Source organism: Reichenbachiella versicolor (assembly GCF_003171675.1).
In the GTDB taxonomy this organism is placed as follows: domain Bacteria; phylum Bacteroidota; class Bacteroidia; order Cytophagales; family Cyclobacteriaceae; genus Reichenbachiella; species Reichenbachiella versicolor.
Genome location: NZ_QFZQ01000012.1, coordinates 1 through 26,047, shown reverse-complemented (window position 1 = coordinate 26,047; position 26,047 = coordinate 1). Strand labels below are relative to the sequence as shown.

At 37.6% G+C, this 26,047-nt stretch carries 12 protein-coding genes; all 12 read right to left on the bottom strand.

Annotated features, from left to right (window positions below):
• A complete protein-coding gene (locus DKG80_RS19365; protein WP_109833039.1) occupies positions 1-2,358 on the bottom strand; it encodes a GNAT family N-acetyltransferase in 2,358 nt (785 codons plus the stop codon).
• A gap of 3 nt (positions 2,359-2,361) precedes the next feature.
• Positions 2,362-4,773 carry a GNAT family N-acetyltransferase gene (locus DKG80_RS19360; protein WP_109833038.1) on the bottom strand — a complete coding sequence of 804 codons (2,412 nt, stop codon included), beginning with the start codon at positions 4,771-4,773 and terminating at the stop codon, positions 2,362-2,364.
• A 4-nt stretch (positions 4,774-4,777) separates the two neighbouring features.
• Entirely contained in the window at positions 4,778-5,962 is a 1,185-nt protein-coding gene (locus tag DKG80_RS19355; protein ID WP_245907046.1) for an MFS transporter, read from the bottom strand.
• A complete protein-coding gene (locus DKG80_RS19350) occupies positions 5,962-7,296 on the bottom strand; it encodes a lysine N(6)-hydroxylase/L-ornithine N(5)-oxygenase family protein (protein ID WP_109833037.1) in 1,335 nt (444 codons plus the stop codon). The genes DKG80_RS19355 and DKG80_RS19350 overlap by 1 nt, the downstream gene beginning before the upstream one ends.
• A 4-nt stretch (positions 7,297-7,300) precedes the next feature.
• Entirely contained in the window at positions 7,301-8,818 is a 1,518-nt protein-coding gene (locus DKG80_RS19345; protein WP_109833036.1) for a pyridoxal phosphate-dependent decarboxylase family protein, read from the bottom strand.
• Positions 8,819-8,975: 157 nt separating this feature from the next.
• A complete protein-coding gene (locus DKG80_RS19340; RefSeq protein WP_109833035.1) occupies positions 8,976-9,887 on the bottom strand; it encodes a sterol desaturase family protein in 912 nt (303 codons plus the stop codon).
• Positions 9,888-10,326: 439 nt separating this feature from the next.
• Complete coding sequence (locus DKG80_RS19330) at positions 10,327-10,905, bottom strand: hypothetical protein (protein ID WP_109833033.1); 579 nt, start codon at positions 10,903-10,905, stop codon at positions 10,327-10,329.
• Positions 10,886-11,161, bottom strand: a complete 276-nt coding sequence (locus tag DKG80_RS19325) for a hypothetical protein (RefSeq protein ID WP_162555999.1) — start codon at positions 11,159-11,161, stop codon at positions 10,886-10,888. Before DKG80_RS19325 ends, DKG80_RS19330 begins: the two co-directional genes overlap by 20 nt.
• Before the next feature lie 97 nt (positions 11,162-11,258).
• Positions 11,259-11,594, bottom strand: a complete 336-nt coding sequence (locus DKG80_RS19320) for a hypothetical protein (RefSeq protein WP_221409164.1) — start codon at positions 11,592-11,594, stop codon at positions 11,259-11,261.
• Positions 11,595-11,654: 60 nt separating this feature from the next.
• On the bottom strand, positions 11,655-14,246 hold the full coding sequence (locus DKG80_RS19315) for a BspA family leucine-rich repeat surface protein (protein ID WP_109833030.1): 2,592 nt from the start codon (positions 14,244-14,246) through the stop codon (positions 11,655-11,657).
• A 6-nt stretch (positions 14,247-14,252) separates the two neighbouring features.
• Positions 14,253-16,358, bottom strand: coding sequence for a hypothetical protein (locus DKG80_RS19310; protein WP_109833029.1), 2,106 nt, complete (start codon positions 16,356-16,358; stop codon positions 14,253-14,255).
• A gap of 24 nt (positions 16,359-16,382) precedes the next feature.
• The coding region (locus tag DKG80_RS19305; protein ID WP_221409163.1) for a Tc toxin subunit A-related protein at positions 16,383-26,047 on the bottom strand (9,665 nt) is incomplete at its 5' end.

The following is a 26,047-nucleotide window of genomic DNA, read 5'->3' as shown; positions in this document are numbered from 1 at the left end:
TTAGTTCAGCTGGGTTTCGGTAATAGAAATTGGGTTTTGAAGTACTCCTTCTATTTTCAAAGTATTAATTGGGTCTGATAGATTTAGCATTTGTTTGGTATTGTAGAGCTGAAGTCGGTTTAAACAGCATCTTTTAAAATCTTTACCTAATAGATCAATCTTCTCAAAAATGGCTACAAGTTCAGGGTGCTCCTTTTGGTATCTTAGTATACACTCACTGACTTGGTTCCAGAACAGGCTAGATGAATAACCAATCTGTTCTTGAAGTATCGCAGATAAGAACCGAAAGAAACTATCAAAAACGTCAGTCTGAATACAAAGTGCCTGCATTTCTAAAGGCGTCTCTGTCAGTAATCTATTGGCATGTTCGGGAAGAGGGTCATGAGAGTCGAATACCAATACCTCTTCAGTAATGTCTTTCATGAATATGCCTACAGGGATATGGTTTTTCATCTTAAGAATAATATTCTCACCATGTGGCATGAATACCAGTCTATGCTGATATAAGCAATGAATTAATGGTAGTAAGTAAGCTTTTAGATAACGATCAACCCATTGTTCCGTACTGAGTTCAGATTGTACAATTAGATGTTTTATCAATGCTTCGCCATCTCGATCTACATGTAGTAGAGCTGCCATAGTCATACATTGCTCATCTGAGTGCAGTTTTGATATTGGGCTTTCACGCCAAAGGGCGGCTAACATTTTGTTGTTAGTATGTCGATAGCCTAATGAAGCGTAAGCTTGGTTTTTAAATCCTACTGTAGCGACCTCTCCTAACATTTCAAACCCTAAATCTTTTAAAACCGAGTCGCTACTAAGTATATTTTCAATCCATTGAGTAATTGGTGGAGTACTTTTCATATACTCTACAGAGAGCCCTCTTACAAATCCCATATTCAAAATTGATAAGGCAGTTTTCACATAATAGGATGTTGGTTTACTGCTATTGAATAGTGTGCGAATTGATTGCTGTGGCGAGTATTTATTTTTTCCCTGACCTAAATAGATAAGGTTTTTAGAAGCTAAGTCATTAATAAAAATCAAACTGATTTTGTTTTCCCACTGCCAAGGGTGCACGGGAATAAAAAAATAGTCTGAAGGAGAAGCTCCATTTGATTTGATCGTATTATTAAACTCTAGAATAACCTCATTTCCAAGCTCCTGTTCTAAGACAGACGGGTAGCTTAGTTCGGAAGTACAAGTGAAAGCCGTGAAAGATTTGTGGCCAGCTAGCCAAATCAACTCAAGGTGCTGGTCGGCTTCAGGAGCATATTTTTCAAAATCTTGTTGGTTGAAACCTATTCTTCCACTATTCGCAATAAAACAAGGGTGGCCTTCGGTCATAGCATGTTCTATAGTTTGGAAGTCTAAATGAACTAGTTCGGCGGAAGTAAATTTTTGATTTTTAAACTTATACGCTAGACTGTTTATTGTACTGGATATTTCCTCCAAATAGGTGGCTAGAAACTCATCTGGAATCTTTAGCTGGTCTCTAAACTCTAGAACAAAGTCCACCAAGTTTTGTTGACAAATTTTACCATTTCTTATTTTTTCAACAGACTCTATATCAACCACCCAATGATCAAGAGGTAACAATTTTGCCTCGAATAAATAACTAGTCTCTTTGTCAGAGGTTTCTATTTTGTATAAATCATGTTCTATATGATCTGGCTTTAGAATCAGTTCGTGCGAAAACTCACTGATTGCTTTTGCAATAAGTCGACTGTTAACCTCTTTCCAGATTTGTGGGTCTATGAACGGAACGGTTTCAGTAGGCGAATTTTTATTTTTGGCAGTCATAAAATCCTGCTTTGTACAAGTGGCTAGCCAAGCATTCTTATGTGGTAGTGATATTAATTTTTGATACTTGAACCCAGCTTTTTTGTTTAGGATATGGATTTTCCCATTTCGCACATCTGGTTCTACTACCACGCGATGACAATCTGAATTCGTAAACAGGAAATTCATTACTGTCGAGAATACATGCCAGGTAAAATTCGTAATTCGTTTTTTAGGAGGTGCTACCAACAAATGCATTCCAACATCTCCACCTTTGATCTCAATGTATTCGGAAATCTGATCAAATTTTGGATCGTATATTTCCGCTAAGAAAATCACCTCTCCATCTAATACACCGACATAAGCTTCATAATAATCAGGAGCAAGTAGCTCTTTATAGTTATCAATAAATTGCTCAAGAGTGTTATCCATCATGCCCCAGTATACCGCATAGGGCTGTATTACCCACGAGTGTACTTTTTCAGCATGTATATTCAGATCAAACGGTATAAGATCAATTGACCCTAGTCTTTCGATGTGTTGACTAAAAGATGCCTTCGTTTTTAATTTCATCATCACTCAAATACTGGGTTCTGCTACTGTTTTGTATTGGGCCAATGGGTTGTTTAGTCTACTGGTGAATTGTAGTAATGCAACAGGGTCGTCTAGATCAATCATTTGTTTATGGTTATTGATCTGTAATCGGTTTAAGCACGAAAGCTGAAAAGATTCTGCGAATGGATCGTATCGTTCAAACTTGTCGTTGAGTTCAGGGAATTTTGCTTGATATTCTTGGATACATTTAGCCAGAATACTCCAAAATTTATCTTGATTATAGTTCGCGTGCTCTTCTAAAATGTGAACCATAAAACGGAAGATGTCATCAAATACATCAATGAATATTGAAAGAAGTTTTACATCTTCAGGCACGTCGGCTCTTAATCTTTCAAGTCCTTCTGGTAATTCAATGTTTTCGTCTAGGATACATGCTTCTTCTGTGATATCCTTGAGAAAGGCGTATTTCGGTATACTGTTTTCTAATGCCATGATTAAGTTTTCACCATGAGGCATAAACACTAAGTCATATTTGTAGAAACAGTGCAACAGAGGAATCAAATACGCCTCAAAGTATTTGCTTAACCAATCATTGATTTCAAGTCCCGAAGCTTTGATTAATTCAGGAAGAAAAGCGTTTTGTTCATGATCCACATGTAATAGTGCCGCCATAGTCATTAGTTGTTCACCTTCCTTAATTACAGCAGCAGGACTCTCACGCCATAGAGATGCCAGCATTTTATTGTAATCATTATGTGGCCCAAATTCTTCGAAGTAGGAATTGATATAACTAACGGAGGCAACTTCACTGAGCATTCTGAACCCATTGTTTGCTAGGAAAGGGTCATTATACAATAAGTCTTCTAGCCAGTTGGCCATGACTGGTGCTGTTCCTAGATAATAGTAAGGCAGCCCTCTCATGAAACCCATGTTTAATACTGACAATGCAGATTTGACATAGAATTTTTTGGGGTGGCTGATGTTGAACATCGTTCTGACCGACTGTTGAGCTAAATATTGGTCGGTGCCGTAGCCTAAGCAAACAAGATTACCCTTTGCGATCTCTGGAGCAAAAACCTGAGCTAGTTTATTGAACCATTGCCATGGGTGTACAGGTAGGAAGATATAGTCATTCGGGTTTAGTCCTAAGTTTTTAAGCTTTTCATTAAATAGACCGATCTGTTCCTGACCCAATTCCTGATTCATTGTAAAATCATATGGTAACGAATCCTTCCCTTCGTACTTAGCATGGTCTCTATGTCCTGCCAACCACATTAGCGAAAATGAATTACCCGTTTCAGGAGCGTAACTACGATAATCTCCACTGTCAAAGCCGATACGTCCATTGTTAGCCACGAAACAAGGGTGCCCTTCAGTCATGGACTGCTCAATAGTCTGAAAGTCAGCGTCTACAAGTTCTTTAGAGTTTGGGTTTCCTTTGGTAAGCTTGTAGGCTGAACCATTTAGAGTACTGATAATTTCTTCTAGGTAATTAGGCATCAGTTTATCAGTAATCCCTAACTGTTTTTGAAACTCTTGGATAAAGTGAATAGCATCTAATTCTTGTTGTTGGCCAGATTTGGTTTTTCTGATTGAATCAGGTTTAATCAATAGATGATTGAGGTACAACTGTTTGGCAGTGAAGTGATAAACGACATCTGTGTTATCAGTAAACACTTCAAACTTTTTCCATTGGCCATCGGCAGCAATTGATTTAGGAATGATCAACTCTTCATGGCTGAATTCTGTTAGAGCTTTCTTAATTAATAATCTATTGGCAGTAGACCAGATATCTTTTTGGAGGTGACTCACCGCTTGTTGTGGTGATACACTATTATCAATTTTATTCATTTCAGTTCTTTTTTGGATGATACCAGAAGACTGGATCGCTAGGAACTTTTCCCTTTGGAGAAAAGCGAGTTGAGCAGTTTTGTGTGGTAGCTCGACCACTTTATTGGTTTCAAATCCTATTCGCTCACATAGTGCAAACATCTTCTTGTTTCGAATATCAGGCTCGACTAGAATTCTATTTGTTGTTTTGTTTTCAAATAGATGGTTCATTATCTCTGAAAACACGTGCCATGTGAAATTGGGTATTTTGAGATCACTTGGTGGCGAAACGATTATATGAACACCTATATCTCCTTTTTGTACGGAGTAATAGTCAGAAATAAGGTCGAATTCGGGTTGATAGCATTCAAATAGAAATTTGACTTTTCCATTTACCTCACCTACAAGCACACCATAGCCGTGGCGTGATATTAGTTTAGAATATTCCTCCTTTACATCTAAGAGGGTGGAACCGTTCATTCCCCAAAAAACTGCATAATCCATATTTACCCATTCGTGAAGAAGTTCAGAATCCTCTTCTAACCTAAATTGTCGGATAATCAATTGTTCAGAGAATGGACTTATGTTCCGATTGAATACACTCATAGTTTTAAGCTGTGGCTACACTATCCGTCACAGGTTTTTCAGATTTTAAAATGAACATCACAAACAGTATCAATGTCAGAGTAAAACCGATTAGTGAGACAGGAAATGGAATTTGAAGACCAAAGTCTGAGACTATTAATCCAGAAACAGTGGAGGCTATTAGTACACCAAGACTTTGCATGAAATGTACTTTGCTATAGTCCGTGGCGTAGCTCTCTGGAGAGCTTGATTCAAAGAGCAGAACATCAAATTGAACAGCAGATTGAAATATGGCCCAGCCATATAAGATTCTTCCAATTATAATGAGGTATTCATTTTGCATTCCCTGAAGGAATAAACCAGGAATTCCAACAAGGAGTGCTATGGAAATTTTACGGTTAAAGCTCCATCGGCTAGTATTTCGTGAGTTGTACCATAATGTCACAAGTGCTACTATAGCAGGAATGGCATAGATGACACCAGTCAATAATGTACTTTCCATATTTGAAACCATTTCCCAATACCGGGTGAAAAAAGGTCTGATGATAAAGTCGCTGAAATAAAGTATCAAAGTCACTAAGCCAATTTTGAGTATGAAGAACCTTTCTCTAAATGTTCTTTTCAGGCTTTTCTGCTTTTCTCCTTTGATCATAGAAGTATCGTATCGAGAGCTCTTGAGAAGGTAAGCGCTCATGGCCATTTGAATAAAGTCGCCTATGGCCATCACAATAAAAGCAGACTCCGGAGTAATGAAATCAAGTACGACTCCACCGAGTACTGCACCTAAAATCCCACCCAGATGAAGAACTACAGATAGTAGCCCTATTGTGCTGGCATGGTCTTGCGATCCTGATACTTTTAGCGCATATGGATAGATTAGTAAATAGCTGCCTTTGAACATGACCATTACCAGTGATAGTATCCAAAACCATAAGTAGGATTGAATTTGATAACAGCATAGTGCTAGAGTACCTGCTATAATCTGAGTCAAAATCAAAATCCTCAATTCAGCTATTTTTTTAGATACATATGCCCAAAAAGGAAAAGCAATCATAATCACCAAGCATAGCGAAGAGAAATAGTAGCCAACATGGTCTGAAGAGTTCACACCAAATCTATCTGCAAAGAAATGTGGATAGAACGGATGTAAAATGTAGTCGCTAACTACAGCAACGAACGTCATCAATACGAGAAAATATTTTAGTGACATTATTCAGCGATCATAGGGTTTTCAATAAATACTTCCTCATCAGCTGTCACTTCAAATTGCTGAAAAGCAATTCGCTGTTCTAAACAGAAATGTTCTTTACCTAAAATAGAGTTTAGAATGTGAGTGTTTCGGTAGGCACCCATTCCCAAATCCGGAGTGACAAATCCATGTGTATGGAGTTCTGCATTTTGAACGAAAATTTCGTTTCCATTTATGTCAATGCTATAATTTCTATTTACATCAAACCGTCCTTTAGTATCCCATTTGATTCTGTCTTTGATCCCATCAAGAAATTCTGGGATTTGAGATTTATAACCTGTGGCCATTACTATAACCTCAGTTTTATGTAGGAAGTATTTATCTACTTCATTTTGATGGAAAATCAGTTCGAATGAGCCACTTTCATGCTTCTTCATTTGCTTCAGTTCAGAGTTGGTTCTTAGCTGTGCTTTGACATTCCCTTTCAAATTTTTTGTATACAAAAGATCGAAAATGTCATTGATTAGATCTTGATTGATTCCTTTGTAGAGATTCTTTTGATCTGCGATTAGTTGATCTCTTTTATCGGCATCTAGTGCATGGAAGTAATCAACATATTCTGGAGAGGTCATCTCTAGCGTCAGTTTACTATATTCCAAAGGGAAATACCTAGGCGACCGAGTAATCCAGTTTAATTGGTAGTTGTATTGATCAATGTCTTGCAATAAGTCATAGAATATCTCGGCGGCACTCTGACCACCACCAACTATTGTGATAGATTTTTGTTTTTGAAGGTCACTTTTCTTGTACAGATACTGAGAAGTATGACTGATTTCATCTTTAAAGGGCTTGGCACAGGAAGGAACGGAAGGAGTAGTACCTGTTCCAAAAACTAGTTTTTTGGCCTTGTAGAATATTCTAGTATTCTCTTCGACAGATTTACAAGTGATTAGGTATACTTCCTCATCGTTCAGGTAATCTATATTAACTACTTCTGTATCAAAATGAATATTATCTAACTGTTTTATCGCCCATTGGCAATACTGATTGTATTCATTTCTCAACAGATAAAAGTCTTCTTTGATGTAGAAAGAGTAGATCCGTCCCTGAGATTTGATATAATTCATAAAACTGAATCGATTCGTTGGGTCGGCAAGCGTTACTAAGTCAGCCATGAATGGAATCTGTAAGGTGGTATCTTGAAGCAGCATTCCAGGATGCCAGTCAAAACTTGATTGTCTTTCAAGGTATACACCATTAAGCGAATCAATATTTTCAGATAGACATGCCATACCCAGATTAAAAGGTCCCAATCCAACCGCTGCATAATCCAGTATTTCGATCTTATTATTCATTTAACTAATTTTTGAGTTGATATTCTTGGCCTTTTTCCTTGATGATGTCAAGTACCGATAGCAGGTGATTGCTACTGAGGTTAGGATCTAGAAGTGTAAACTTCAGATAGAACCTTCCTTCATGTCTAGTACTGGCTATTGAGACTTGGCCACTTTCGTACAATACATTTTTAATGTATTTGTTGACACGTTCATGAATGGTTTCATCTGACACATTTGGGGTTAGGTATCTGAAAACTAAGGTTGTCAAAGTTGGTTCATGTATAAACTCCAGTTCTTGATCATTCTTCGCCTTTTCATAAGTTTCCAAAGTCAGGTCGTATATATCTTCTAGATAGGATATCATCTTTTCCTCACCAATTACTCTGAGAGTCATCCAGAGTTTTAAAGCGTCAAATCTTCGGGTGGTCTGAATTGATTTCTCTATCAGGTCAGGCATATCCTCATTTTTATTTTCTAACGGGTTGAGATAATCTGCATGATGAGATATATACCTAAAATGTTCTTTGTCATTGATTAACAATACACTGGAACAAACGGGCTGAAAGAATGACTTATGAAAGTCAATGGTCATAGAGTTAATATGCTCTATTCCTTTAAAATAACGTTTATGCGTTTCGGTAAGAGCAAAGCAACCACCATAAGCACCATCTACATGTAGCCACAACCCATATTCATTAGCCAACTCTGCAATTGAATTGAGTGGATCAAAACTACCATAGTCAGTAGTGCCTAGTGTGGCTACTACAGCGATTGGGATATCTCCTGCTTGGATAGATTGATCTAGCATGGATTTGAGTACTTTTATATCCATGCACATATGTTCATCGGTGGCTACAGTGACCACGGATTCGTAACCCAATCCAATTAGAGCTGCACTTTTTTGAATGCTAAAGTGTGATTTTTCGGAGCAGAAGATTTTGAAATTTTGAGCGTTTGCATTGATACCACTTTCCTTGATATTCAATTGATAGTTCTCGAATGCATAATGATCTCTAGCAAGTAACAAGGCCATAAGATTTGATTGAGATCCACCAGTTGTAAATACTCCGTCCGCATCATCAGACAATCCGATTCTTGAGGTAATCCAATCTATCATCTCTTGCTCCATGAGTGTACCAGATGTGCTTTGATCCCAAGTTTCAATTGCTGTGTTTACTGAACTTGCTATAATATCTCCTATTACTGCTGGAAGTACTACCGGACAGTTGAGATGAGATAGATATGAAGGGTGGTGGTAAGCAACGGTGTTGTCTAGAAATAATTCTTTTAGTTCAGCCAAGGCTTGAGTTAAACTTCGTGACCGATAACCAAGTTGCATACTTTCTTGATGTAGAAGACGTAAGTACTCAGGAGACTTACCACTGTGTACACTTTTTCTTGAAAGGAATCCCTTTATGTACTGTGTAGTACTTTGGATATATTGATCCAATTTCTCCTTAGCCCTAGGTTCGAAGAAATCGATTAGATATGATTTGTCCTGTACAGGACTCAATACGGATTGATTCGATATTTCGCTCATTATTTAGAAAGAATTTAAATAATGCCGCTAAACTAGCTCTCTACTTCGAATCTGAAATGACGAGATGTTGAATGAAAATGACTTGATCTAAAAAACAACTACATTAAGGTATGACTCTACAAATGAAGAAGATCATTGTTTTTAATGTTTAGAGTCATTAAGATAATAAATGCTGATCAATAGATTCTTTACGGTAGGCACTAGCTCTTTTACCTCCATCGATATGATTCCATCCAGGAGGCATAATAAAGTACTTGATACCAACTAGTAGAGTAGGCGCATTTTTGACATCATGCCACAATTCTTTCCACATTAAGAATTGTACATCTCCAAAACTTTCACTGTTTAATTGTTCATGCATCACGCCGTATTTAATATTTACGTCATCCAATTGCGTTTGAAACGTTTTAAAAATACGATCCCATATACTAAGTGTCTCTCCGTAGTTCCTGTCCAAATAGATGTGGTTTTTAGCATGGTGAACTCTATGTACTGAAGGAGTGATAAATATTTTTTCTAGCCATGGTTGTTTACCTAATACTTTTTCATTGATATGAACATATGATGCGTATAATCGAGCTATGGGTTCTATTACGAAAATCATATATGGATGAAATCCTATGATAGGAAGCCATATGAAATTAAAAGGAGTAAAAAACACATCAAAAATAGAACCTCTGGCAACTACTGTCAGATTCATTTCTTCTGCAGTATGATGTACTCCATGTATACACCACAGAAATCGAACTTTATGTCCAAGAAAATGTATAAAGTACACTGTGAAATCATAAAGTAAAAAAGCTAAAATCCAGTAATACCATTGATATCTGATCTGAAAGAACCGATGTTCATATAGCCAAAACATAGTGCCGACTATCATTATTTTAGAGACTAGAAAATAAGGTATACTTTGAACCAAGTAAGATGCTAGACTAACGAGGCCTTCTTTTTTGCTTTCTATATAATTATTAATCAAAAGGATGCCCCACTCTATTACCATTAGGGCAAGTACAATTGCACTCATATGTTGTAGATGTACAGAGTACTTTTCGATGCTCGTGAGAATCATAATGGAATATTTGATTTAATCACAATACTATTAATGTAGTGTCTCAGAATTAGGGTTTAAAAAGAACCTTTGACACTATTCAACAATTTTAGAATGAATTTTTGGTGGTGTACGACCTAGTGTCGCGATACTGAAAAACATTCCAGATCACGTCATTATGCGAGAATACTGAGTAGTACACCAAATATCTTTTTATATGCCGATTTGATATGCTGAGTGCTTTTGCACCTCGCTTTTGGGGAGGCTTCGGTTATACCATTCTAAGTTTTGAGGGATTAAAAAGGGTATTTTTGAAAGGGGTTTATAGCACATATGGTATTCTTGTAGCTCTATCTAGATGTGGTTTTTTGAAAGATAGAACAGTGAGTCTAGTTCCAATTATCAAACTTACAGGTATGTTAGTAAAACCTATATATGTTTAAATAATTTATTAACCCCTCTATAACAGCAATACCCCAATAAGTAATCCGATTCCAGCACCACCCGCAAAAGCAACAATTTTATCTGTCAGTCCATCCCACCAGATACGTCTTGTTTCTTTTTTCATGGCCTTAATTACTTTATGGAGTTTTGATATTTCATCGCGCATTTTAGAATTGTTGGTTTTTAAACTCTTATTGTTTGATTTTAAATTCTCGATGCTTTGGTCTAGATCTCCAATGATTTCTACAAAATGATCGCTCAGCTGAAGGCTGTCTGACTCCATTTTTGAAACTACTTCAGACAATGAGCTTTGAACCTTTTCTAATTCAACATTCAATCCATTATACTGACCAGCTAGACCGTTGTATAAAACCTTTACTTCTTCTAGTTCATCTATTTTTTCATTGAGGACCTTTGCCCTTCGTCTACTTATCACATAAGCAGTATCAGCTTTGATTTCTACTATGTCTCCTTTCTTTAGATTAACTAAGTCTTGGTGCTTACCAAAAATTACCTTTTGGGAATACCCATTTTGATTCAAAAACAATAGAGAACCAAAAAATAGAATAAGATATTTAAAATTTAATGTCTTCATTTCCTCCAGTAGTTAGTGTATCCACATAGTTTTGACGTGCCATGACATCATCTAGCTGATTTTTTAGAGCTTTAATACTAGAAATGTTACTACTCATAATAGAATCAACACTTAGTTTGAGACCTTTTAAATTATAGCTTGTTGATTCCAGTTTATCTTCAATAGAATCATATTTTGTAAGTAATGTCTCATATTTTTGATTGGTACTGGTCAAAGAATCTGAAGAGATTTTTAGTTCATTTGTCAATCTCTTCATTTTATTGTTGGAATTCATAGATGAATAAATGATGTAACCTACTAGTATTAACAGTAGAGCTACCAAAAAGGAAGTTATTTGCTTTTGATTCATATACTTAAAGTCCAAAATAGGTCTGAATAGCTGTATTGAAAGCTGCATGATTGAAGCCTACTGCTGCCCCCAATGCTACAATCGACAGTTTATCATCAGCGAACAATAACGGGGAATCGCTTTCACCATTTTCAGCTAAAATGTACAAGTTTTTATTCTCCATAGAAATGGAGTTTTGTGCGTTTGTATACACACTTACTCCATCTTTATACAAAGTAGATTCCGTATTATTGGTTCTAGCAATAGTGTATAGTTTATTTTTTTCTATACCTTTAAGTGATTGATTTGACGCCATCTGACCTGACTGCACTGTTTTTTCAGTCACTATGTATTTATTCAAAGCCTGAATTTGAATAGGAGTTGGGTTGGTCATTCCACGAATCCAAGTATAAGTTTCTTCTTAAAAGTCTTCTGTGGCATCAATAATGGTCATATTGGTATTTTGTATCAACCATTTTCTATCCAATATTCCTAAACCTGTTGCGAACAGTCCATCAGCGCCAAGGGTCATACCATTCAATATGCCGCTTCCATCACCAGCATCTGCTCTAAGTTTTGAAAGTATCGAGTTATAGTTTTCAGAACTCAGATTAGATTCTTTGAGAAACCTGGATAATCCAGACACATTAGTAAAGTCCCAATTAGTAAAAGGGATATTTAGAGATGTTTTCCAAAACGCATCGTTAAAGCTGCCACCAGCCGAAACATCCCAATTCTTCCAAGAATTATTACCTTCCAATGATTGGCATGCTTTGAAAGTCTCAAGTAAACCGCCTATTTGCGGTAGATCTTTCGCGTATACTTTTAAGTTTATACACCCAAAGAAAGATCGACTTCCTATTTCACAATTACCCCATTTCAGAATGTTTATAAGCTTCTTTTTATCACCTAAATTCCCAAAAACAGGGCTAATATCTGTTCCTTGAATCAGAATAGTGTAAGTACCAGCTCCTCCATTGAAAGTAATGGTAGTAGGGTCAGTATCTGAATTAACAGTTAAGGAGTTTTCAGGTTCTTCTAAAATAGATATCGTAAAATCAGGAGCTGTTGTGGCTCTTTGCGGGAATGTGAACTGGTCGTTTGCGCTTGTACCTTCATTATCAGATTGAATGGTGAAGATAAATGGCTCTGAAGTAGCATCTTGAATATTCCAACCATAATCATTGATCAACTTGGTTCTAGCTGCTAAGCCATTTACTCCACCACTTGTAGAGTCTGCTTTAAGGTTAGAAGCTCCTAAAATCAGACCATGCGGTATTAAAAATTGATTTAACCAACCATTAAGTGTTTTGTTATAATTATCTACAGATAATGAAGTAGTTGTGTCAAGAAAATTTTGAAGGTTTATTGCGTTTCCAATGTCCCAATTTCCTATGTTAAAATCTATCTTGGTACCTGCCAGCATCAATTTGAAATTGCTTACTTGAGATACATCCCAGCTTGATAGGTCTTGTGTGAAGTTCCTATTAGATTGAAACATTCTCTCCATATTGGTGACCTTAGAAGTAGTCCAACCACTTATATTTTGGTTAAAGGAACTATTCATAAAAGTCGCGTACATCTTTGTCACATTGGAAGTATCCCAGTTTCCCAATGGCTGGGAAAAGGATGTAAAAGCAAAGCAATTATTGATTGAAGTAACGCTTGAAGTATCCCAACTATTGATTGAAACATTTCCTACTAAAGATGTGCACTTATTGAAGGCAGCACCAAGTTCCTTAACATTTGGTAAGTCCGTTGCAGAAAAATTGAAGTTGGAACAGCCGTTAAACGCAGAGTTATTAATTATACAACTTCCCCATTTAATAACTTCTAGAATTTTTTCCTTGTCTCCTACATTGTTAAACTGAGGCTGTATATCTGTTCCTTGGATCAAAATGGTGTAGGTACCAGCTCCTCCGTTGAAAGTAATGGTAGTAGGGTCAGCATCTGAATTTATAGTTAAAGAATTTTCAGGTTCTTCTAAAACAGATATCGTAAAATCAGGAGCTGTTGCGGCTCTTTGCGGGAATGTGAACTGGTCGTTTTCGCTTGAACCTGTATTATCTGATTGAATGGTGAAGACAAATGGCTCTGAAGTATCATCTTGAATGGTCCACCCGTAATCGTTAATTAACTTGGTTCTAGCTGCTAAGCCGTTTACTCCACCACTTGTAGAGTCTGCTTTAAGATTTGAAGCTCCTAAGGTTAACCCAGTAGGTATTGGCCAGCCTCCATTTACCCATCCGTGTAGTGTGAGGTTATAGTTAGCCGTAGACAGACCACAGTTATCCAGCATCTCTGATAAATTGGATGCACGATTCAAATTCCAATCCCCAAGATTTTGATTGAATTGAACAGAGTCCCTAAACATTCCAGCAAAATTCTCGACTTGGCTTACATTCCAGTTGTTCAAGGGTTGGTTGAATACATCATTGTTATCAAACATCGTTGACATGTTGATAACATTACTCACGTCCCAACTATTGAGAGCAACATTAAAAGAAATGGCATCTCTAAACATTACCGACATATCAGTGACGGTGCTGACGTCCCATGAATCCATAGCTGAGCTACCTAACAGTCCTAAACAGTTTCTAAACATCTGTCTAGCAGAAAGAATATGAGGACGATCAGTAGCATTCCATTGCATATTACTACAACCGAAGAATGCTCCATCATTTATGATAGCACCTCCAATGTTGGATATCTCTAGGACCTTAGTATCATCACCTTTATTATTAAAGTGAGGCTGAATGTCTGTTCCTTGGATTTTAATTTCATAAACACCCTCAGAGACATATACATGAGTTAAAGATGAATCTGTATCACTTGTGATGTTATCTTGGGTGCCGTCTCCCCACTCAACAGTATAATCAGGGTTAGTTCCTTCCCGTTGTGCAAAAACAAAAGTATCAGAAGAAGAACTACCAGGCTTGGTAGTGTCTATAGTGAAGACAAATGGTGAATTCTTCTCCTGACTTAGGATAGCGTATAGATTAACTCTGTTCATGGGGTTTTACGTTAGTTCTCCAGTACCTAGGAAAGCTGTTCCATCAAAGGTCAATGCTGCCATGTCATGTTGTTCCACCATGGTAGGATTACCACTTCCTTTGTACTCAAGTGGATTACCATTCATGTTAATGGTCTTGACATTGGCGTCTTTGTTTCTAAGCCCAACATTGAAACCAGTAGATGGTGATGCAGGCATAGTGATTGTAATCGTACCTGTTAGTAGTAGAATTTTACCCGAATAAGAATCATCTAATGTTGTATCTGCAGAAAGCGATATGAATTCGTCTTTAGTGCTTTTTTTATCTACATACGCTTTATCTACTAACGATCGGTCTGTGAAATTATCTGAGTAATCTTTATCAAATGTTACTCCCTCATTATAGACATTATCAATAATTTTTAACCTTCCATATTCTATTTGATAACCTGATTCTTTATTGTTCCACTCTGAGAATAAACGAGCCCTAGAAGAATATAAGCTTAGTGTCGCTAGAGACCGTTGATCTACTACTCGTTCGGCCCTAAGATTAATTGCACCTTCTTCTATATCAACACTTCCTGCATAGGTAGTACCATCATAACTGGAAATGGATAGTCGGGAGGCATTAGATGAATTGAGGTTAATGTTTTCAGAAAATGTTCCACCTAAGTCAAATTCGTTATCATTTTTTGTTATGCCGTTTCCTCCTGTAGTAGCCTGAGTGATATTGTCTACATATGCTTTATCTACTAATGAACGATCCACAAAATTTTCTGAATAGTTTGAACCGTACCTAAGACCATATGGTGAATTGAAAACTGCTGGATTACCAAGGTGCGTAATTGAAAATTCGCCTCCGTTGCTAGTAATCTTAAAAGGGTGAATGCTGTTTTTAGTAATGTTAATTTCACCGTCACTGGTAATATCTAACGGTTTTGGAGAATAATTAGAGATATTCATTCCTCCATCACTACTAACATTGAGCGCACCATCACCTTTTTTTGATATATTCATATCATCAGCTGTGCTAGATTCTATGTTTAATTGTCCACTGCCATGTTTTTCAAATTTAGAATCACCTTCTTGGTAAGATATCAAGTTAATTCCACCAGAGGATACTACGCTTACACCTTTACCATCTTGTGAACTTAAAGAAATATCAGATGTAAACTCTCCACCTAGATTAATATTGTTTCCATCTATTGTTATACCATTTCCTTCAGTTAAAATAGAAACGTCCAAACTCTCTTGTTCCATGATTTTTACAAAAGAGTCTGTCGGTTGGATATACTTGTAAATTGCCCAACCCGTAGTTACACTTGGATCACTTGTAGCATCTGTTACATATATATTTTGTTGATCTACAAGTGTTGGTTTTTGTGCATCACGATCACTAATATCTGTAGCGGAGGCGCTAACACCAATTATATTCTGTATCAGATTGTACAATTTGTTAAGTGTATCGCCTTCAGTAGGAACTCCTTCTTTCAGATTATCTATATCGGTTAAGTTGGCTTTGCCATCTAATATCGTTACTAGGTCAGATTGGTCTGTTACATTTCCTTGAACTTGTCCCCAGACCGGAATACCTGTTCGTTTGAAGGAAACAGGGTCACTATCTACAGTGATGGTAGGAGAACCAGCATATTGGAAAACAGATTGGCTTTGCGTGGTACCTTCGAGAATAGATACTAGTGCTCCAGAAATCATATTATCAGAATTGCTAAAATCTAAAGCTCGAGTCCATGCCCCATTTCTAGCTACATAAATTCCATTTTCTTTGGGGTCGTGCTGCTGTGATACCAAAACTCGGTCTCCTTCAATAGTTTGAACACCATCTACTAATAGTAACCCTCCCAAACTGATGGCTATATTATCCGCAGCGGCCAATCTACAGATCAGCACTTTGCATGAGGATTCTGCATCATTGTCGAAAACATATTCTTGTGGACCGATGATGATCTTATCACTATCAGAGGCCTCTGTCATGGCACGATGGACAGTCAAAAAAGGATTGGTAGGACTTCCCGTTCCAGTAATATCATTACCAATAGTACTCACATAGAAGTCTCCATCATGAGCGGACCAAAATGTACCTTCGAAATCTGTTGGATATATGTATTTAGACATTGTTATTATTGTTATGGTTAATATTTAAAGTTTGTAATCGATTAATAGTAGAATATCATCTACCTCAGTGTTGGTAAAATCTAGAGCAGTGCTATCTATCTTGATTTTCCAATTGTCAACCGGTGATAGATTGCTAAAATTTTGTCCCTCTAGATAATCAAAAGGATAAGGACCACTAGCCGAAGTCAATACGGTTTCAGAACTGCTTTCTTCAACAGACCCAGTTACGATGGATTTTCCATCTATAATGATGTCTGCTTTGATAGTGGTGAAATCTTGTGTTCCCTTAGACTTCACCATCAAAACAGCATAGTTCATTTTTAGATCCCTTTCTGACAAGAAATGAGGAAACTGCATCTGAGTGATGTCTATGGATGTTGAGGAAGAATCTTCCTCTGTCAACAGATCATTCAGTGCATTCGGAAACTGTGTTTTCAGACTTATTATTTCAGACTGTGCTTCACCAGAAGACTGTAGCCAGTCAGCGTAGTTATTTAGTCCTAGTTGTATATCATTTTTTACCTCAGTTTTGAACTTATCACCTCCATCTTTGGCTGTGTAGCCGATATGTACAATCACATCCGAGATCGTATCATAGTCAAAAGCTCGCATGTCAGTCGGAAGTTCAAGTCTCCAGTTACTGATAGCACCTGCTCCCTCAAATGGTAAATAGCGCTCGTCGTTGAAATTCAACTCAAAAAGCCCTGCGTCGTTTTGAGCGCTACTGGTAGCAATAGATTGTATACCTCCCAAGTCATGATCGAACCTAGTATCATTATTTCCTTCAAAGCTATACTTAGGAGAGTTCGTATTGAGATCTGTATTTTTTCTCGTTCTACTTGACAACAAAGTAAGCTTTGCAGAAACATTCGTATATGGACCTGTTACAGCAGGTATTGTCAACCTAACGGATTTGATTCTTCGCTTATACTGACCTGGGAAGTCCAAATCAAACAATGCTTCTGGCACATGAAAATCGGCAACTCCCTCTTCTCTCAGTCGAAGTAGCTGAATAGGAGATAAGACACTTAGAGGAACATGTTTTGTGATCTCATATTCTCGTTTGTTTTGCTCTAGATAGGCGATCTCCATTTTCCTTAGGTCAGCCTGCAGTCTTTCTCCAGCCAAAAGGCCTTTCTTTAAACTATCCCAGTGTCCGAACTGAACAAAAGCAGGGTTGTCAACGCCTAACTCTCTAGCATATGCTCGCTCTGCCATACGAGCTACGTCCATCGCCAACTGATAACTCTGGAAGTATAGCTTGGATGTCTGAGTGATCATCCAGCTATACAGCTGGCGATTGGTATACTTAGACTTCATGAATTCTTGAGCCTCTTCAGATTGAGTGATTTGCAATTCATGGTTCACAAGCTCTCTCTCGGACAGTGCCAGCCTAATCTCAGCAGCAGCTATCTGCTTCTCCGACTGCTGTATCTCTGTAATAGCCATATCTGCTTGGAACTTCCAATCATCTCGACGTCTGTCATAGCCTCCCTTGATCCCTGCCACACTTGCTTTGTGGCTTTGTACTTGGCTTAGGGCATCTAAAACTAGTTTTGCCCCTTGCAATGAGTTGAATAACGCTGCTCCTCCTGTGTTTACGGTGACAAAAGGGCTTCCAAAGGCTCCAGCAATACCAGCTTCAAAATTTGGTATTAACGCTAAAGCACTAGCTAAGCCTCCAGCTATTTGACCAGCTAATTGCAGCTTCATTGCATTATCCATCTTCTTGAGCTGCTGCTTTTCTTGATGGTTCATGTATTTTCTAGAAGAATAATACTTCTTACGTTTTTCAGCAAGAACCTTAGCATCTTCTAGTCCCTCTAGGGAAAGTTCATTTTCCTTGATCGATTGTTTCTTGATTTCCTTAGTGGCTTTCAATAAGGTTACTTCCTGAGAAGCTCTAAGTAGTGCTAACTCTTCGGCATCTTTCTTTTCTAGTGCGGACAAGAGTCCTTGTCCTAGCCCTTTCATGTCATTGCATAGTTCTATTGCCTTCTGAATCAATACTCTGAATCGATAATGAGGTAGGTTAGCTCCTGAGATACCGTCAAGCACTTCACCTATACTAATACCAGCAGCGGAAGCTTTTACCAATAAAGCTGGATCGATTGGAGGCTGAAACAATGGCAGTGACCGGAAAACACCTTCTATATTCAGGCAATTACGAATCTTGAATAAACGATCTGCTACGGTATCCCAGTAGCCGAGCAATTTGTCATTAGGAGCGTTACAGAAGTAGAGTGCTGTTCTTAGCACATTGATTCCATCATTATTGAGAGCTTCTGCTTCTATGAAGGAATTAATTTCAGCTTCTATTTTCACCAGTGGATTGCTAAAAGCTCCACCATCTCCAATTACGTCTTCTACGGCAAGTGCCGATCGGGTTTTCTTACCCGTCTGCACTGGTTTTGGCCCCAGAATATCCGAAGCTAAAATATAAATCTGGGTAGCTTCGTTCAATGATTCGATGGTATCGCGAGTAAACAAATGATCACCCCAAGCAATCAAATTGTCCAGATACTTCATTACCGTATTTTTCATATAGGCAGAAGTTCGCAATCTGGCTACGCGATGAGGCTCGAATGGATTTCTTGACCATTGATCAATTTGTGCTGCAAACTCAGGATCTCCCTGAGACATCTTAAGCATGATATCATTCACATCGAAAGTACCTACGTACTCGTAAAATGGTTTGAGTTTCCAATATCTACTTGGAGCTTCGCCATCGACTTCTGTAGGGTCGAAAATGGTATGATACCATTTCTGAGCTTCTTCAAATTTCTGATCCTGAGAAAGCTTATCAGCAATCAACATAGGAACATGAAAGAACAGTTCCCAATTGTAAATGCCGTAAGGTGCGTAGCTTCCAAATGCAAACCCATCATCAGGATAATCCGGTACTTTAACTATTTTTCCTGTTGAAGAATCTCTTTCATATTTCGTTGCAAATAGCGAGGGCTCTGGATTATAGACTTCTTTGAAGCTATATTTATTTTCCTCTTCGGATCCTTGTTGTCTATATATTAGTCTTCCAAGAGATGTGTTTAGCTTGGGAGAGAGAATACCATTAATACCATTCTTGTTTATTTGAGCAATTAGATCACTGGTATACCTGTGATAATTGGGGACAATATGATATTTGTAAGATTCTACTAGTTTTAAATTGATTTCATCACTTAATAAATAACCGTCGCCAAATTTATCCTGAGCAGCTTCGAACGATACTAACACCAAGTCCTCTATATTTTGATATAGACTACGAGTAGATAAATCTACTGTTAAAAGTCTATTATATGCTTCTTTTAGGGCTTGTGTACTGTAGTGGTTTTCTAAAACTTTTCTACGATTATCACTTTCCCAATCTATTTCGTCAATCCATTCTAGCCATAACCTTTCAGTATAATTATAAGCTTTTAAGATAACTTCTTTGTTTATATAAGGTAAGTAGGCTGTTAATTCTATTTTTCTGTTTTCTCTAAGCTTATAGTTTCTATATAGATCAAATTGACTTGCGGAGTCTAAATCAAGATCCAATTTAAAAAATTGAAGTATTCTTTCTAAATCGAAGTGAGAAAGCAAAAAATCATTAAATGCTCCCTGCATCTTGTCAAAGGAAGGAAGTTTATAAAATTCCGTATTATCGATTTGTAGTGTAGTAAAGGATTCCCTATTTAAACCAAGACGCCGTTGAAATAGAGTTATTGGTCCATTGCCTCCGTTTAAGTGGTATGCATAAAAATCAATAATGTTTAATTTTTCACTCGACTTTCTGGTAAAAAATGACCTAGAGTCATCCTCTATCAAAGTCGGATAATCTAGATGGTTAGTTGATAAATGCGTAACTAGCCTTAATTCATCTTGATTTGGCGCATTTAAAAAAGGGATAACGTTTACCTTATCAGATGCTCTAACAACGATAAAAGGGTCGACTAAAGATGATTGGTTTTTTAGTTTTTCATCGCTACGTACATGTTTAAAAAAATGATTTAAATCTTCGTTATATAAAAAACTATTTAAATAATGATTGATGTTTAGTGACCCTGCTTGTTTTATAGAAGAACGGATCATTTTCTTGAAATAATTGATTCCAATTTGTATTCCAGTAACCTCTTCATTTTCTTCTCTATGAAAATGGACATTTTCAATTTCTGAAAATTCAGTATCTAATTCACATTCACCATTCAGCAGTTTTTTTGCCGACCATACTTTGTCATGCAATTCAGTCTTGTACAGTTTTATATTTATTTTCTGTATTGGTTTGGTTCCTTTAGTATTTGATGATAGAGTATCTGGTAAATTTTCGTTTTCGCTATCACTTCTTAAAGTCATAGAAGCCCAAAAAAGTACTATTCTTCCATTATACTTAACAGGAATCAAATGATTTCCTTCTATTTCGATTCCCATGGGTTCCCATCCAGTCCAGTCTGTATTGTTAATCCATTTTCTATAGTAATAAATATGGGGTTGATTTTTGGTTCTTGCCCATACATGTGTGTCGTTAGATAGAGAGTCGTTATCTGTAAATGTAGCCATAACTTCTAGATGCGCCACATTATGCAGTTTCTCAAGGTAGCCTAAATAGGCTTTCTCTACTGCTTTATCTGTCACTTCATTTTGCAGTAATTCATCAAGCATTTCATCAAAGAATACCGATGTATTATCCCTAAGCTCAGGCTCTGCCCAGTTCTCTGGATACATGAATACTTTTCGAGCTGCTTCCCACACGCGGTAGTTTTTACGCCAGCTCCACTCAGACATATCCTCTGCCGCGAAATCCAGATTAGGTTCTAAATTCATTCTGATTCGCTGTACCCAAAGTTGTACCGTGGATATAGCTAGTTTTAATCTAGAGATCATGAAACAAGGCTCCATATCTATATCTAGTAGATAGTGTGCATAGAGAGCGTTTCTATCCTTGAATTTTTGCTTGTCAGCATCGTCGTCAGTTACTACTGCGATCAAGTAGTCAGCTAGAGCATCTCTTTGTTGCTTTCTAAGTAAATCTCTGATTTCTGCACCTGTCGTATCCCATACCTTGTCGCTGAACTTAGATTTTACAGCTCCTATAATGGCTTTGGACTTTTGAGAATCTAAATCTTGGCTAGCCCATTCGTTTAATTTATCTGGAGACACTCCTATCTTTTGTGAAAGCTCCATGACAGGTATCAATAGAGACATCCATCGCTCAGATGTGAAATCATTAATACTTAGCAGTTGCACAGAAGAAAGATTCACCGCAGCTAAGAGTTCGTCTTTAGACCATTCCATTTGTTCCCCTAGCTTAGTGTATATGTCTTCCGGCGAAGCATATATACCATCCATGACCTCTTGTATGAGACCAAGGAAACTAAAATCTGATACTGTATAGACTGAATTGTATCTTAGTGCTTTGACTAAAGACAAGAAAGAAGTAGGTATAGAAATGGCCACTTCACCAGTCAGAGGTAGTTCCGACAATAGGTTGAACCATCCAGTATCCAAACTATGAGAGAAAAGTAGACGAAGGTCCTTTATGTTGATATTCAACGAATCAATCGCTAAAGCTAGTTTGTTGAGTTTATCTAGCTGTCTTCTATCTCCATCGAATGTCGGATCATCGATAGATGTACTATCGTAGATAAAGTCTGCACTAGCAAGCCTCTCAACTAGCGTTTGTGACTGATCTAAAATGTATTGACCTGCCAAGGTGGAAACCATATCAGCAGATGTACCAAGGTCATCAGAGAGAAGACCTATTACTTTGTTTTTCAGGTCCAGTGATTTTGATAACGCTCCGTGGAAATTATTAAATACACTTTGGTATTTTTCTTCTTTGGATAGACCACTAGCTGCTTGAAGATCCGTAGCTAACTGCTGACTTGCAGCATTTCCTATGATCTCTTCCCAGTATTCTGAAATAATGATCGTATTTTCTACCTTCCCATTTGGGAACCGAACATTATCAGTGTGAGGGATAGAAGCTATACCATCTTCTACTAATTCAATGAACGATTCTATCAGGTCCTCTGTGAAGAACATACTGAATAGTGCCACTAAATCAGACTTACTTCTAGTGACATTGATGCTTTTAGTACCTAACTGATCCACCAACAGTTGTTTGATAGCGATCAAAGTTTGACTTGGCTTTTCACTATACTCAGAATATGCTCCTGAAAAGACGTTGCCAAATAGATAATCTAAGTCTTGGGTCAATAACCCTGAGTTGATGATCTCATCATATTTTGCCAAAAAGGTAAGCGTATCATTGGGGTCATTGCCAATGATTCCTTGACTACTTGGGAAGAACTTAGTCCATGATAAGTATTCGTTGATTGACAATTCTAGAGCATTCGCAAATGAAACGATACCATAGAGTTTTACTAGATCGGACTGATTGGCGTTGATGATACCTTCAGATATTGCCAACTGAGTTAGCTCTTTGGAAGTTATCTTATACACTCCTAATAGTGCTGATACAATTTCTGAGTCGACTAATTGATCATCTGTATCCCCTTCTAATAAGGGAATGGGCGTGCTATTTGCAGCTAAAATGGCCTCGTAGATAGAGGCTTCTTGAAGCGACTTGGTATTGGCAAAAATGTTCGTAAAAGCAGAAACTTTTCCTTTATAGGATCTATCGGACATGAAACCATACCAAGTAAGAATATCTTGAATTTCAAGTTTGCTAAACCTATTTTTCAATTGGTTGATTCCAGCGATATGGACAAATAGGCCGTTGTTGATTGTTCCTACTTCTCCAATGCTAAATGCCTCAATAGTGGCATCCAGATCTTCAATGGACCAGTCTACGATTCGTTGTAGACGAGTAAACCAATGTAATCGCTTGAAGTAATCTGCATTTGTAAATAGTATCGCGGCGTCTTCAATTTTGCATGACTCTACACTAGTCTCAGGATCGACGGCAAACTGTACTTGATGCTTTAGAGGATAGCTAGGGCCTACTGGATTGATATATTGCGTTTCGATTAATTGATTGAATTCATCAAAACTGAGTGCTGACCGTTTGAGAAGGTTCTCAACGTTTTGTAACTGAGTATAACTACTAACCCCTCCATAATATTCAGTATAGCTATTGTCAGCAAATATTTGTTGTTGCTTTTCAGAAATACCTAGCTGTATTAGGGCTTCTTCTAAAGAAATACCAGCAAAAGCATCAGAGTCACCTTGCGTGGTACGAACGATCTCTGATCTATCCATTTCAATAGCTCCGAGATAAGCTTTCGCTTCTTGGTTCCAAAGATGAAAGGGAACTACCCAAGGATAAATGGCTTTGCTTAGTGTTTCTTCATAGACTGAAGTTTCGATGTGCTCTGGTGCTACTCGGACAGTGGAGGCATCTTTAGTGGTCTGCCGATCGGCAGCTTTTTGTAAAAGTTCGTTTTTTTCTGTGTCAGAAATAGAACTGTCTTGATCCAATCGATGAGCATAACACGCGTACTCCAATACTTCATTGACTAGGTCAATGTATGGCATTACAGTATTGGTATTGGCACAAGACAAATCTAGTTTCGCTAAGTCTGGGCGTCTAGTTTGTAAGATGTCCCATGCGGTATCATTAGAATGTTGGTTTTTGTTTTGAGCTTCTTTGATAAATTCTAATACGTCTACCAGATAAGCTGCTGGACTTTGAGAAGATTGGCAATGTGTACACTGGCAATAGTCCTGAGATCCAAAAAGTACTTTGACTTCTGGGTTGTCATTGACTTCTTCCAGAGAGGTTGGTAGATTATTCTTAATTACACCGACTAGAGCTTGGTCATTCAGCATAGCCTGTAGATTTACAGCTTTAGCTACTATTTCAGTGCCCTTTTTGTAGATGAAAGCTCCGTAATCCTTTACATCTATTATTTTCGAAAATGCTTTTTCTCTTTTATAAGTTCTTTTTTGTTCATATCTCCTAGAGGGAATGTCTCCTGGGTATTTTGGAGGCTCAGTTACTAAAACAGTTTCTATAATTGGTACTATTTTAGTGAATGCGTATTGTTCTTGAAGAATATCTATAGGGCTTTTGAACTGTGCAAAAGAACTCTCTATCGATGCGATGAAAGCGCCTTCACTTTTTTTGAGAATATCGGCACCTGACCTATATCCCAAAGAAATCAGTTCTTTTATTTGTAAGAATTTGGAATCACTTTCACCCAAGAGCAATTGATAAAGGCTTTTGTACATGTAAAGTGTACTTCTGACTAGTCCTTTTTCTTCTTCAGTTGCAAAACCATCTAGCGCTTCGGGGTATTCTTTCAGATAAGAGGTGACACTTTTTGAAAGGTCAAAGGTTTTTTGAGGAGCATCACTGTAGGTATTGGCAGATAGAAAGTCCGAGATCTTTTGATCTAATTCATCAGGGGTACTTTGATTGATGGCGTTAGCAAATCTAGAAGTAGAAAATAAACCATCTATCGTTTGCTCTATACCTGCGGCATAATCAGCAATATTTTCATCTGATGGTGTTTCAATACCTGGGACTCCGATGACTTTGTTTACAGGATCTCCTCCATCTACTATACTTAGATCCAATCGAATAATTGATTCTAATTCTGCTTTGGTCAGCAAATCCATAGCACTAAGCTGGTCATAGTTGGTGTAGAAATACTTGGTAATAGGAATATGGTTGCCACTAACAGCATAATACTGAAAGATACGTCTCATATCTTCACTCTCTGTAGCGGATAATATTCCTTCGTCTACTGCTTCTGTCCATAAGTCTAATGAAGGGTTACTAGCATTATCTGCATAGAATTGAAGCAATGGAACTTGCTTAGCACTTGAAAGCCCTACGTGATCCATCAATGATTTGATAGGCGTTGCTATTTCTTCTAGTTCTCCGTTTTCATTGCTATTCAAATCAACAAGGCCTAGCGAAGTCAAGGCCTTCGTAAAGTCTGCTACTAGGGCATCTACGACTGGCCTAGATTCATCTTCTATCTGAATGACTATTTCGTCATCGATTTTGTTGTACTTGATTGCATTGAGAAGGCTTTCCAAAGTGGTGTCTTCTTCAGTGGCTGAACTTACCAGTCTTTTTAGATCTGTTGGAAGTTCAGAAAATAGTAAACCGTAGATGACTTCAGTTAAATCATAAATTGGTTCACTGTTCGTAGGATCGAGCGATACAGTAAGAAAAGGAGGTGCTCCGTTGGGTCGATCTTTTGTTAAGTCTTCGTTAAGAATGATACTTGTTAGGAACCTTCGAATGGTCTGATTATCAAAACCTGTCTTGTTTGAGAGCATTTGAATACCCTCCTGATTCAATAACAATCGACGGATATTTGAAATATCTGCAGATTGAATGTTATTCAAATTGACAGACAAACTAGAACTGTCAAATGCAGCTGTCATGGCTACAGTGATTCTAGAATATTCAGTTTCTCCTACAAAACGCTTAGGAGATATGATAAGGTTTACCTCGGCGTGTTCAGGCGCATTGTACAAAATTGCTGAGCTAACGACAGGTATACCGAGGTTAGAGTCTAGTGTATCATCTGGAACGGGATCTAGGGGAGTAGCAGGCGGGTTGATATTGTAAGCATGTATTTTAAGGTCAGCTAGATTCTTATTACCTACTAGTTGGCTAGCGGAGTAGTATATAAGGTATTCTCCGTTGTCGTTAGTGACTGTTTGTTTAGGGCTAGCATTTCCCAGAACGGTTGAAGACCCATCGATTTCATAATCACGAGCTTCGACAG